12 protein-coding genes are annotated in these 12,280 nt (G+C 73.5%); 6 read left to right on the top strand and 6 right to left on the bottom strand.

The genetic code is table 11. The annotated features are described in order from the left end of the window. Positions 1-209 precede the first annotated feature (209 nt). Positions 210-1,124: an alpha/beta hydrolase gene (locus CHF15_RS36840; RefSeq protein WP_089228291.1), complete on the top strand. Its 915-nt coding sequence runs from the start codon at positions 210-212 to the stop codon at positions 1,122-1,124. A gap of 322 nt (positions 1,125-1,446) precedes the next feature. On the opposite strand, the gene CHF15_RS36835 is transcribed toward CHF15_RS36840, so the two are convergent. Further along, positions 1,447-1,902 carry a hypothetical protein gene (locus CHF15_RS36835; protein WP_245939238.1) on the bottom strand — a complete coding sequence of 152 codons (456 nt, stop codon included), beginning with the start codon at positions 1,900-1,902 and terminating at the stop codon, positions 1,447-1,449. 49 nt (positions 1,903-1,951) lie between these two features. On the opposite strand from CHF15_RS36835, the gene CHF15_RS36830 reads away from it, so the two are divergent. Then, complete coding sequence (locus CHF15_RS36830; protein ID WP_089228289.1) at positions 1,952-2,143, top strand: hypothetical protein; 192 nt, start codon at positions 1,952-1,954, stop codon at positions 2,141-2,143. A 291-nt stretch (positions 2,144-2,434) separates the two neighbouring features. On the opposite strand, the gene CHF15_RS36825 is transcribed toward CHF15_RS36830, so the two are convergent. From CHF15_RS36825 to CHF15_RS36815, 3 genes are read right to left on the bottom strand one after another with little or no spacing between them, the layout of a single operon-like run. After that, on the bottom strand, positions 2,435-3,502 hold the full coding sequence (locus CHF15_RS36825; protein WP_089228288.1) for a maleylacetate reductase: 1,068 nt from the start codon (positions 3,500-3,502) through the stop codon (positions 2,435-2,437). Next, positions 3,499-4,365 (bottom strand): intradiol ring-cleavage dioxygenase, encoded by an 867-nt coding sequence (locus CHF15_RS36820; protein WP_089228287.1) that lies wholly within the window; start codon positions 4,363-4,365, stop codon positions 3,499-3,501. The genes CHF15_RS36825 and CHF15_RS36820 overlap by 4 nt, the downstream gene beginning before the upstream one ends. A gap of 12 nt (positions 4,366-4,377) precedes the next feature. Then, complete coding sequence (locus tag CHF15_RS36815; protein WP_089228286.1) at positions 4,378-6,135, bottom strand: FAD-dependent oxidoreductase; 1,758 nt, start codon at positions 6,133-6,135, stop codon at positions 4,378-4,380. Between the two features lie 69 nt (positions 6,136-6,204). On the opposite strand from CHF15_RS36815, the gene CHF15_RS36810 reads away from it, so the two are divergent. From CHF15_RS36810 to aroQ, 3 genes are all read left to right on the top strand, one after another. Further along, positions 6,205-7,350, top strand: coding sequence for a helix-turn-helix domain-containing protein (locus CHF15_RS36810; RefSeq protein WP_143681721.1), 1,146 nt, complete (start codon positions 6,205-6,207; stop codon positions 7,348-7,350). A 61-nt stretch (positions 7,351-7,411) separates the two neighbouring features. Then, the gene (locus tag CHF15_RS36805) at positions 7,412-8,173 is read left to right on the top strand and encodes a pirin family protein (protein WP_089228284.1); all 762 of its coding nucleotides are present in this window, start codon (positions 7,412-7,414) and stop codon (positions 8,171-8,173) included. Positions 8,174-8,195: 22 nt separating this feature from the next. Then, positions 8,196-8,663 (top strand): type II 3-dehydroquinate dehydratase, encoded by a 468-nt coding sequence (gene aroQ, locus CHF15_RS36800; protein ID WP_089228283.1) that lies wholly within the window; start codon positions 8,196-8,198, stop codon positions 8,661-8,663. Positions 8,664-8,682: 19 nt separating this feature from the next. Here aroQ and grpE read toward each other — a convergent pair whose 3' ends face one another. After that, positions 8,683-9,378, bottom strand: a complete 696-nt coding sequence (grpE, locus tag CHF15_RS46635; RefSeq protein WP_089228282.1) for a nucleotide exchange factor GrpE — start codon at positions 9,376-9,378, stop codon at positions 8,683-8,685. Continuing rightward, positions 9,375-11,243 carry a molecular chaperone DnaK gene (dnaK, locus tag CHF15_RS36790; protein WP_089228281.1) on the bottom strand — a complete coding sequence of 623 codons (1,869 nt, stop codon included), beginning with the start codon at positions 11,241-11,243 and terminating at the stop codon, positions 9,375-9,377. Before dnaK ends, grpE begins: the two co-directional genes overlap by 4 nt. 143 nt (positions 11,244-11,386) lie before the next feature. Here dnaK and CHF15_RS46500 point away from each other — a divergent pair, with 143 nt between their 5' ends. Beyond that, the gene (locus tag CHF15_RS46500) at positions 11,387-12,229 is read left to right on the top strand and encodes an NUDIX domain-containing protein (RefSeq protein WP_265737422.1); all 843 of its coding nucleotides are present in this window, start codon (positions 11,387-11,389) and stop codon (positions 12,227-12,229) included. Positions 12,230-12,280: the final 51 nt, after the last annotated feature.

The raw sequence follows: 12,280 nt of genomic DNA, 5'->3' as shown, positions 1-12,280 counted from the left end.
GTCCGTCGGGGCCCCGTGCCGGGACCCGGCACCGAAGCTACCGGTCGGCCGGCGGACCTCTCCCCCTCGCGGCGTGGGGCCCTGGTGCGTCGCGAGGAACCGCGGCTGCCGTTGAACCGCTTGCGGTCCGCGTCCGTTACCCCGGGTAGGGGGTGCGGCCGGTCCGTGCGCGCCCCCTGTCCCGCACCTGTCCCGTGAGGAGCCACCCCATGACCCCCAGTACCGCGCGTCCGGGCGACCGGACCGCAGCCGAGGTGGCCGCCGCGACCCGAGTCGACGCACGCACCTGGGACCTGACGGTGGCCTCGGCCGCGCTCGGCCGCCCGGCGGCGGTCCGGATCGTCCTGCCCGCGGACTTCACGCGCGCGGCCGGGCGCACCTGGCCGGTGCTGTACCTGCTGCACGGACCCCACGAGGACCACACCGCCTGGAGCCGGCAGGCGGCCGTCGAGGAGCTCACCGAGGGCGCCGGACTCATCCTCGCCATGCCGGACTGCGGCCCCGCGGGGCTGTCCAGCCGCTGGCTCGACGGCTCCGACTACGAGACCTTCCAACTGCGCGAACTCGACGTGCTGCTGCGCCGCGACCACCGGGCCTCCGGCGTACGGGCGGTGGCCGGCGTCTCGACCGGCGGCCACGGCGCGATGGCCCACGCCGCCCGCCACCCGGGTGCCTTCCGCGCCGCAGCCTCCTTCAGCGGCGTCCTGGACACCGCCTTCGCGGGGGTGCCCGCCGCCCTCGACGCCCTCCTGCTCCGGGAGAGCCTGTGCCCCGGGTCGCTGTGGGGCGATCCCGTCGACCGGTGGGACACCTGGCGGGCCTTCAACCCCACGGCGCGCGCGGGAGGGTTGCGCGGCACGGCGCTGTACGTGTCCTGCGGAAGCGGTGCCGCCCCGGTCGCGGGCGGCACCGAACTGCTGCCGGAGGTGCTGGAGAGCACCCTGTGGCCGGCCACGCATGTCTTCGCCACCGCACTGGAGTTGCGGGGCATCCCGGTGACGACGCACTACTACGAGGGCGGCCGGCACGAATGGACGTACTGGCGACGGGAGTTCGCCGCGGCGTGGCCGCTGCTCGCCCGTGCGCTCGGGCTGCCGGGGCCCTCTGCCGCCGTGTCCCGATGAGACGACGAGACGACGAAAGGGTGAGACGCTGAGCGTAAGGCCCCTAACGAGGGGGGCGCGCTCACTCGTTCCGGTGGCGCCGCCTGCCCCGGACGTACCACCGGCGCACGAGCCGCGTTGCAAGGGGACATGGACAGCAGCACACCCACGACCCGTGGATGCCTTCTCCAGGACCACCCGGAGCACCACCGGACCTTCGCCGAACTCACCGGCGCCTACTGGATGGACCCACCGATCTACACGGAACTCCTGGCCGACTGGCGGGCCCGCGGGCGCGCCGTCCCCGGGTCCGCGGCGGCCGACGTACCGCGCGCCGCGGGGTTCAGCGGCGGCAGTCTGCCGCAACTGCCGCCTGGAACAGGGCCAGTTCCACCGAGGTAGGCGTGTGGAGGGTGCCCGTCCCGTCGGGGGGTACCAGCCACCGCAGGGCCCCCGCGGCCCGGTACGGGGGCGGTACGGCGATCCAGGCGCCCCGGCCGGCGTAGCGGATCCCGGTGCCCACCCATCTGCTGACGGGGTCCGGTGGGAGAAAGAAGCCGACCCGGCGGGAGGCCGTGTCGGCGAGGGTGGGCCCGGGCTCCGTGCGGGGGAGGCGCAGCAGGGCGTCGAGGGCCAGCAGACCGAGGTCCTCGGGCACGACGAGCACGTCCCAGAAACGCCCGGCGGGCAGCAGGACGGTCCCGCTCTCGCCGTGTTCCCATTCCCGCTTGCACGCCCGCGGATCCGCCGCGGCGGCGGCCAGCCACTCCATTGCCTGTTTCGGTGCCGCATTTCTCATACGCTCAACCTTGGTAGATATTTCTAACCGGCGGAAGGGGTGGCGGGGGATGGCGTTTTGGAACGCGAAACGCCTGTTTTCCGTACGCCTGTACGGCGTTGCGGCGCGGGCCCGCCGTGCCCTGCACGGCGGGCCGCGGGACGGTGCCGCACTGGACCGGCTGGTGAGGACGGCGGAACGGCTGGACTACGGCGGCGGCCCGCCCGCGGCGGCGGACGGGGAGACGCGGAGCCAGGGCTGAGGGACTCCCGTCCGCCCGCGGAAAGCGGGCCCCGCCGGGAAATGCCGGGGGCCCGCCGGGGAATGCGCTCGGCCGGATGAGCGAAAAGCGCAAAGGTGTTTGAGCGTATACGGGAAATTCGGGCCGGATGACCGGCGGCCCGTTCCCGGACGTTCCCCGGCGTTCCCGTCGGCACCGGCACCGGCACCGACGGGGCCCGGCCACGGGCCGGGCGCGCGAGCCCCTCCCGGAACGGCGTCCCGGAACGGCCCGGCCGGTGTGCGGCCGCGGCCGCACACCCGGACCGGGGGCTCAGCCCGCCGGCGGGGCGCCCTCGTACGCCTTCGTCAGCAGCGCACGCAGCTCGTCCGCGTCCGCCGGGCGCGGGTTGGCGTACGAGGCCGCGCCGACCAGTTCCACGACGCGGCCGATGCCGTCGGCCGGCAGACCGACCTCGGCCAGGGAGCGCGGCGCGCCGAGCCGTCCGCCCAGCTCCCACAGTGCGCGCGCCGGGTCCTCGGTGGCCAGCGCCCGGCGCAGCGCGGCCGTCGCCTCCGGTGCGGCCGGGGCGTTGAAGGCGAGCACATACGGCAGCAGCACCGTGTGGGTCGCGGAGTGCGGCAGGTCGAAGGCGCCGCCGAGCACATGGGCCAGCTTGTGGTGCAGGCCCATCGTGGTGGCCCCGAGGCACGCCCCGCACAGCCAGGCCCCGTACAGGGCCCGGCCGCGCGCGTCGAGGCCGCCCGGATCGGCGACGACACGGGGCAGCGCCTCCGCCAGGGCGCGCACCCCCTCCTCGGCCATCAGCGACACGACGGGGGTCGCGTCGGGGGCGTACAGCGCCTCGACCGCGTGGGCGAGGGCGTTGACGCCGCTGGTACCGGAGAGCGCCGGCGGCATCGACAGGGTGAGCTCGGGGTCGTAGACGACGCTGCGCGGCAGGACGCGGCGGTCGCGGCCGGTGCGCTTGACGCCGTCCTCCGTCAGGCCCCACATCGGGGTCATCTCGGAGCCGGAGTAGGTCGTCGGCACGGCCAGCAGCGGCAGCCCGGTGCGCAGCGCGACCGCCTTGCCGAGGCCGACGGCCGAGCCGCCGCCGACCGCGACCAGCCCGTCGGCGTCCAGGCCTTGGGCCACGGAGACGGCCTCGTCGGCCACCTTCACCGGCACGTGCATCACCGCGCCCGGGTGGACGCCCGCGCAGACGGCACCGAGCGAGGCGGCGACCGAGCGCGCGGTGTCCTCGCCGTGCCGGCCGGAGAGGACCAGCACGCGGCGCAGACCGAGGCGTTCGGTCTCCCCGGCCACGGCCGTGGTGGCGGCCCCGGCGCGGAACACGACCCGCATCGGCAGCGCCTCGTGGACGAATTCCAGGCTCATGACCGCTGCAGCACGATGTCGAAGTTCGCCAGCCGGAAGGGGTTGGCCACGCCGTACCCGGCGGCCCGCGCCGGGTCGTCCACCTCGGTGAACTCCTGGACCAGGCTCTTCTTCACCGCGAAGACCGCGTCCGACTCCAGATAGGGGCTGTCCTGCACGAAGACGTGCGTGGTGACCGGCTGGTGGCCCTCGGCGGCCGCGATGAAGTGGATGTGCGCGGGCCGGTACGGATGGCGGTCCGTGGCGTTCAGCAGTCCGCCGACCGGGCCGTCGGTCGGGATCGGGTAGTGCGCGGGGACGACGGTGCGGAACCGGAAGCGGCCCTCCCCGTCGGTCTCGAAGAGCCCGCGCCCGTTGCCCTGGGGCTGCTCGCCCGGCTGCTGGACGTCGTAGAAGCCCTGGTCGTCGGCCTGCCACACGTCGACCATCGCGCCGGGCAGGGGCGTGCCGTCCACGGAGACCACGCGACCGGTGACCACGCAGGGCTCGCCCGAGCCGATCAGGTCGATGGCGTCGCCGAACTCCCGCTCCGGGGAGTCGACCATGTGGAACGGGCCCAGCACGGTGGAGTCGGTGGCCCCCTCGCCGGCCGACTTCCGCTGGTTGATCGTCTCGACCAGCATCGAGACGCCGAGCACGTCGGACAGCAGGATGAACTCCTGCCGCGTGTCGGTGGAGGCGTGGCCGGTGCGGGTGAGGAAACCGATCGCCGCCTCCCACTCCTCCATCGTGGGCTCGATGTCCCGGACGAAGTCGTGGAGGTGCCGGGTCAGACTGCCGAGGATCTCCCGCAGCCGCGGGTCGGGGGTGCGGGCGAAGCTCTCCACCACGGCGGGGGTGGCGCTCAGTTCGTTGAAGTCCATGGTCTCTCCTCGTCAGTCCCGTCCCAGGATGCGCCGCAGCGCGGTGCCGAGCACGGCCCGCGCCTCGGCGTCGTCGGCGGCCCCGTCGGCGCGCCGGAAGGCGATGTAGAGGTCCGGCCGCACGAGCAGTGCGCCCGTGTCGCCGATGCCGCGCAGCCGCGCCCAGTCGCCGTACGGGTCCTCGTACTCGCGCCCGGGGCCGACCACCGCGGTCGCGATGTCCAGGCCCAGCTCGGCGCCGGCCGCACGGGCCGCCGCCACCCACGCCTCGCCGCCGATGCCGGTCAGCAGCGTGAACCGGCCCCCGCCGCCGAGGTCGAGGGTCGACAGCGTGCGGGTGCCGGCCGTCAGCCAGGCGTGCGGCAGCTTGGCGCCGGGGCGGCTGCTCGGCTGGTGGTACAGCTCGGGGTCGCGGTCGAAGCCCGGGTCGGCGGTACCGTCCGGGACCACCGCCGCCGAGGCATAGCGCTGGTTGAGCTCCACGCCGTGCGCGTTGAACTCGTACCGCTTGAAGTCGATCGCCTCGCGCAGCCGGGCGCGCCGCTTCTCGCCGGCCGGGGTCGCCTCCTTGCGGGACTCCATGTTGGCGAGCAGCTGCTCGGGGCTCTGCGGGGTGAGCAGGTCCAGGGCGTCGAAGACCGGGGCGGTCTCGCCGATCGACTTGTTGGCGCGGGTGACGATCTGCCTGCCGACCGGCGCCCGCTCGTCGGTGTAGGTGTCCAGCAGCGAGGGCGCGGCCGCGCCGTCCAGGACCAGCTTCAGCTTCCAGGCCAGGTTGTAGGCGTCCTGGATGGAGGTGTTGGAGCCCAGCCCGTTGGACGGCGGGTGCCGGTGGGTGGCGTCGCCGGCGCAGAACACCCGGCCGTTCGAGTAGCTCTCGGCGTACATCTCGTTGACCGTCCACGCCGAGGAGGAGCGGATGGTCACCGGGATGTCGTCGTCGCCGATGAGCTGCCGGACCACCGACAGGGCGTACTCCTCGGTGAGGTCCGGGGGCGCGCCCTCGACGTCGTAGCCCCACACAATGAGCCACTCGTTCCACGGCCGCACGCAGCGCACCAGGCCCGCGCCGATGCCGCCCACGGTCGCACCGGGGGTGAGCACCCAGTACAGGGTGCTGGGGCGGTGCGCGACGTACCGGGACAGGTCGGCCTCGAAGACGATGTTGACGCTGCCCGCCACGCCCATCTTGCCGCCCATGGGCAGCCCGGCGTCCTCGGCGACCTTGCTGCGTCCGCCGTCGGCGCCGATCAGGTACTTGGCGCGGATCGCGTACTCGTCGCCGCGCAGCCGGTCCTCCACCACGACGGTCACGCCGTCGGTGTCCTGCTCGAAGGACTTGTAGACGGTGCTGTAGCGCAGCCGGGTGCCGCGCGCCACGGCCGCATCGACGAGCACCGGCTCCATCCAGTTCTGCGGCATGTCGCACATGCGGCTGGGACTCGCGAGGTCGTGCGCGGCCTGCACCAGCGGGTCGTTGCCCCAGGAGCGCAGGCGCCCCAGCTCCTCGCCCGCGAGACTGGTGCAGAAGACGGTGTTCCCCATCAGGTGCTGGGGAGTGGCCCGGGCGACGACCTCCTGCTCGACGCCGAGGTCGCGCAGCACCTCCATGGTGCGCTGGTTGGTGATGTGGGCCCGTGGGGTGTCGGCCAGCCTGGCGTGGCGCGTGACCACGATGTTCGGCACCCCGTACGTGCTCAGCGCGAGTGCGGCGCTCGCCCCTGCAGGCCCACTGCCCACGATGAGCACATCGGTCTCTACGGTCTCCATCAACGCGGCTCCTTGACGGATAATTGAAATGGCAACGAACCGATCGTGGATCAGAGGGAGACCGCCGGCGTGTCTCAATCCGATACATCCCCCGAAGAACTGCTGCTCGGCGCCTACCTGCGCGAGCGGCCGAACGGCCGGGCGGTCGTCGCCGCCGACGGCAGGACCCGGATCGTGAGCGCCGAGGCCGCGCGGCGGCTGTCCGACGAGGCGCTGGCGCTGCTGGAGCGCCGGGCCGGCGGCATGGTGCGCGACGGGCGGACCGAGGCGTACGAGCTGCCTCTGCCGGACGGCGGCTGGCGCGCCCGGCTCAACCCCGTGCTGGACTCCGGCGAGGTCATCGGCGCCGTCGCCGTGCTGTCCGTCTCGGCGGACGGGGCCGGCGCTCCGCCGGCCGTGCCCGAGGCGGCGCTGCCGGGGCTGGTGGGCGTGTCGCTGTCCTGGCGCGCCGCGGTGGCCCGGGCGGTACGGCTGGGTGGCGAGCAGGGTCCGCTGCTGGTGTCAGGGGAGCCCGGCACCGGCAAGGCGACGCTGGCCCGCGCCGTCCGGGCCGGCGACCTGGAGCTGGACGCGGCGCAGGTGACCGGTGCGGCGGCCCGTGACTGGGTGCGGCGGATGGCCGTGCGCCCCGCGCCGGGACGGGTGCTCGTCCGCCACGTCGAGGCGCTGGACGGCGGTGCCGCGGCCGCGCTGGTGGCGCTGCTCGAGCAGCGTCCCGCCCTGCGGCTGACCGCCACCCATACTCCGGGCGACCGTACGGACCCGTGCCTGGACCGCCTGATGGGCCGGCTGGCGGTGCGCTCGCTGTCCCTGCCGCCGCTGCGCGACCGCCCCGAGGACCTCCCGGTGCTGCTCGCCGCCCTCAGCCCGCGCCCTGCCCCCGGTCATCCGCCGCTGACCTGGACCGTCGAGGCCCGGCGCACGCTGGAGCGGCACACCTGGCCGGGCAACGTCGCCGAGCTGGCGACGGTCGTCAGGACGCTCGCCGAGGAGCGCCGGCTCAGCGGCCCGGTGCGCCCGGAGGAACTGCCGGACGCCGTGCGCGGCGGGGCCGGCGGTCGCCGTCTGGGCAGCCTGGAGCGGGCCGAGCGGGACGCGATCCTGGAGGCGCTGCGCACCCACGGGGGCAACAAGGCGCGGGCGGCGAAGGCGCTGGGCATCGCGCGGGCCACGGTCTACCGCAAGCTGCGGAGCTACGGCATACAAGGAATATAGTTCGAGATTCAACATGTTAGGTTGGCTGACAGGCAGCACACCCCGCAGAAGGAGATCCCCGATGGCCACCCAGCTGGATGTCCGCCGCGCCGGCCAGCGGTTCCACACCCGCGCCGGCTGGCTCGACTCCCACCACTGCTTCTCCTTCAGCCACCACTACGACCCGAAGAACACCCACTTCGGGCTGCTGCTGGTGTCCAACGACGACGTCGTCGCCCCCGGCACCGGCTTCGACACCCACCCGCACCGGGACATGGAGATCGTCACCTGGGTGCTCGACGGCGGCCTGGTCCACCAGGACTCCGAGGGCCACAACGGCGTCATCTACCCGGGCCTCGCCCAGCGGATGAGCGCCGGCACCGGGATCCTGCACAGCGAGAAGAACGACAGCTGGAAGCTGACCGGCGCGCCCGAGCACAAGGAGCCCGTGCACTTCGTGCAGATGTGGGTCTTCCCCGACGAGCAGGGCATCAAGCCGGGCTACGAGCAGCTCGACATCAACGAGGAACTCGCCCGCGGCGGCTGGGTCACCGTCGCCTCCGGCATGGACCGCGACCGCGACGAGCGCGCCATCTCCATCGCGCAGAAGCACGCCGCGCTGCAGGCCGCCCGCATGAGCCCGCAGCAGACCCTCGCCCTGCCCACCGCCCCCTTCGCGCACCTGTACGTCGCCAAGGGCGAGGTCGCCCTCGAAGGCGCCGGACTGCTCGCCAAGGGCGACGCCGTACGCGTCACCGGGGCCGAGGGGCAGCGGGTCACCGCCGGCGCCGAGGGCGCCGAGGTACTGGTCTGGGAGATGGACGCCGCCGTCACCTTCGGGTGATCGCGTGGTAGACCATGGGGCCATGACCCGTACCCTCGCGAGCGCGCCGATCATGGTCCTCAACGGTCCCAACCTGAACCTGCTCGGTCAGCGGCAGCCGGAGATCTACGGTTCCGAGACCCTCGCCGACGTCGCGGCACTGTGCGCCGCGACGGCGGCACGGCACGGCGGAACCGCCGACTGCTGGCAGAGCAACCACGAGGGACAGCTGATCGACTGGATCCACGAGGCCCGCGAACACCACGCGGGCATCGTGATCAACCCCGGCGCCTACTCGCACACCTCGGTGGCGATCCTGGACGCGCTCAACGCCTGCGACGGCCTGCCCGTGATCGAGGTGCACATCTCCAACATCCACCGGCGCGAGGCCTTCCGGCACCACAGCTACGTCTCGGCGCGGGCCGACGCCGTGATCGCGGGCTGCGGCGTCCAGGGCTACGCCTTCGCCGTCGAGCGGATCGCCGCGCTGCTGGACGCCGGCGCCCGCTGAACCCGCCGGTCCGCCGGGCTCAGGCCTCGCCCGGCTGCCACCGCGGCCACTCACCGGGGTGGTCGGCCCAGTGGACCTGATCCGGGTCCGACACGTCGATGCCCGGGAAGGCCCGGCGCACCCGCAGCTCGAATTCCTCCCGCTCCAGCTGCTCCCACCCCGCACCGCGGATGTGCACCCTGCGGTAGCGGTGGTCGGACCCGAGCGGGGCCACGTCTACCTTGTGGGTTGTCTCCATGCCTCCAGGGTGCACCCCGGCCGGTGGCCCCGCAGGTCCGCCGACCACCACCTCCGCGGGGCGCAGCAGGTGCGCGCCGACCCGGTAGCCGGACCGCACGACCGCGCCGCAGACGAGGCGGTCCGCGCCGGAGCCGCACGACGTGCCGACCGCCTCGTGGCGCGCCGGGTCGAAGGGCTCGCCCGGCTCGCCGAAGGACCGCAGGCCCAGCTCCGCCAGCCGCGCCTCCAGCACCTCGACCACGGCCCGGAAGCCACCGGTCACCTCGCCCTGCTCCCGCGCGCTGTCGACGGCGTCCAGCACCGGCAGCAGTCCGTGCAGCACGTTCGCGACGGCCGCCTCCCGCACCGCCAGCCGGTCCCGGTGCACGCGCTTGCGGTAGTTGTCGTACTCGGCCTTGAGCCGCTGCAGGTCCGCCGTGCGCTCGACGAGCCGCGCCCGCAGCCCGCCGCCCGGAGGCGGACCGGCGCGGTTCACGCCGTGCCCCCCTCCCGCTTGTCGTCGTCGACGATCTCGGCGTCCACCACGTCCTCGTCGGCCTCCGGCGGCGCCGTGTGCGGCGCCCCGCCCTCGCCCGCCGCGGACCGTTCCGCCTGCGCCTGGGCGTACATCGCCGTCCCGATCCTCTGGGCCGAAGCGGTCAGCCGCTCCGTCGCCTGGCGGATGCCGGCGGCGTCCTCGCCCTTGAGCTGCTCCTTCAGCTCCGCCACCGCCGACTCGACCTCCGACTTCAGGTCGCCGGGGACCTTGTCGGGGTTGTCCCGCAGCAGCTTCTCGGTGGAGTAGACCAGGCTCTCCGCGTTGTTGCGGGTCTCGGCCTCCTCGCGGCGCCGGTGGTCCTCCTCCGCGTACTGCTCGGCCTCGCGCATCATGCGGTCGATGTCGCTCTTCGCCAGCCCGGAGCCGCCGGTCACGGTCATCTTCTGTTCCTTGCCGGTGCCGAGGTCCTTCGCCGCGACGTGCATGATGCCGTTGGCGTCGATGTCGAAGGAGACCTCGATCTGCGGGATGCCGCGCGGCGCCGGGGGCAGCCCGGTCAGCTCGAACACCCCGAGCTTCTTGTTGTACGCCGCGATCTCGCGCTCGCCCTGGAAGACCTGGATCTGCACCGACGGCTGGTTGTCCTCCGCGGTGGTGAAGATCTCCGAACGCCTCGTGGGGATGGTCGTGTTGCGCTCGATCAGCTTGGTCATGATGCCGCCCTTGGTCTCGATCCCCAGGGACAGCGGGGTGACGTCCAGCAGCAGGACGTCCTTGACCTCGCCCTTGAGCACACCCGCCTGGAGGCTGGCGCCGATCGCCACGACCTCGTCCGGGTTGACGCCCTTGTGCGGCTCCTTGCCGGTCAGCGACTTCACCAGCTCCGTCACCGCCGGCATACGGGTCGAACCGCCCACCAGGATGACGTGGTCGACGTCGGCGACGTTGATCCGCGCGTCCTTCACCGCCTGGTGGAAGGGGCCCTTGCAGCGCTCCAGCAGATCCGCGGTCAGCTGCTCGAACTGCGCGCGGGTGAGCTTCTCGTCCAGGTGCAGCGGGCCCTCGGCGGACGCCGTGATGTAGGGCAGGTTGATCGTCGTCTCGGTGGACGAGGACAGCTCGATCTTCGCCCGCTCGGCCGCCTCGCGCAGCCGCTGCAGCGCCATCTTGTCCTTGGCCAGGTCCAGCCCGTACGCGTTCTTGAAGCGCTCCACGAGGTGGTCGACGACCCGCTGGTCCCAGTCGTCGCCGCCCAGTTCCGTGTCGCCGTTGGTGGCCTTGACCTCCACCACGCCCTCGCCGATGTCCAGCAGGGACACGTCGAAGGTGCCGCCGCCCAGGTCGAAGACGAGGATCGTCTGGTCGTTCTCCTTGTCCAGGCCGTACGCCAGCGCGGCGGCCGTGGGCTCGTTGATGATCCGCAGCACCCGCAGGCCGGCGATCTCCCCGGCCTCCTTGGTCGCGGTGCGCTGGACGTCGTCGAAGTACGCGGGCACCGTGATCACCGCGTCCGTGACGTCCTCGCCCAGGTACGCCTCCGCGTCCCGCTTCAGTTTCTGCAGCACCCGGGCCGAGATCTCCTGGGCCGTGTAGCGCTTGCCGTCGATGGTGCCGGACTCGGGGAACCGCCAGTCGGGGTCGCCCATGTGCCGTTTGACCGAGCGGGCGGTCCGCTCCACGTTGGTCACGGCCTGGCGCTTGGCGATCTCACCGACGAGGACCTCGCCGCCCTTGCTGAAGGCCACCACCGAAGGCGTGGTCCGCGCACCCTCCGTGTTGGTGATGACGGTGGGCTCACCGCCCTCCAGCGCGCAGACCACCGAGTTGGTGGTACCGAGGTCAATACCGACCGGACGTGTCATGTCAGCTCGCCTCCTCCCCTCCAGGGTGCGACGCGAGGGGGCCGACCACCAGACGGCCGCGGCGACGCCTCCCCGCGGACCGCAGTACGGCGGTCCGGAATAATCGCGGAGCCCGCACGGCGGGCGCTGCTAGCGTCGGCGGGATGTCCTCACTGCATGCGGGAGTGATCCTCTTCCACGACCGACGCCTCGCCGTGAACAGCGACTCGAACCTGCCGCAGGCCCCCGTCCCGCCGCGCGGCGATCCCGCCGGGACCGCCCGTGCGGCCGCCCGCGACGTCCTCGGGGCCGACGTCCGCACCGACCCCCGGCCCTGCCTGGAGGTGCGCGCGGCCGGCGGCACCCATCTGTACTACCGGGCCGCCGTACCGCCGCCCGGTCCCGCGCCCGCCCGGCTGCTCAGCCGCTCCGAGGCCCTGCACCTGCCGCTCGCGCCCTGGACGGCGTGGGAGGCCATACTCCGCTCCTGGGACGGACCGCCCTGGTGGCGGGGCCGCCTCGTGCTGGAGGACCCGCTCGGCCGGCCGCCCAAGCGGACCCGGGCCGGCGCGGTGATCATCCGCGACGGGCACATGCTGCTGATCCGTTACCGCCACCGGCGCGGGGACTTCTACGAGATCCCCGGCGGCGGGGTCGAGCCGGGGGAGACCCCCGAGACGGCCGTCCTGCGCGAACTCGCGGAGGAGACCGGGCTCGGCGGCACCGTCGGGCAGGAGATCGCACGGGTGAACCGGGTGCACCGTGGCTCGCACCCCGGGCACTACTTCCTGGTCGAGGCGCACGGCGAGATCGGCCCCCGCTCCTCGCTGGACCTCGAGGAGACGGCCGCTCCCGTCTGGGTCCCCGTCGAGGACCTGCGGCACCTGCCGCTGTGGCCCAAACGGCTGGGCTGGCGCATCGCGCACTGGCACCGCGAGGGCTGGCCGCGGCGCCCCGCCGAGTTCTGCGACTCGCTGCTCGACCTGCGGGTGCCCTGCGACTGGTGACCCGGCGGGAAAGGCCGGGCGGCCGGGTACCGGCGGTGGCAGGATCACCGG

This window comes from Actinacidiphila glaucinigra (assembly GCF_900188405.1).
Lineage (GTDB): Bacteria > Actinomycetota > Actinomycetes > Streptomycetales > Streptomycetaceae > Actinacidiphila > Actinacidiphila glaucinigra.
This window is presented reverse-complemented; position numbering and strand designations above follow the sequence as displayed.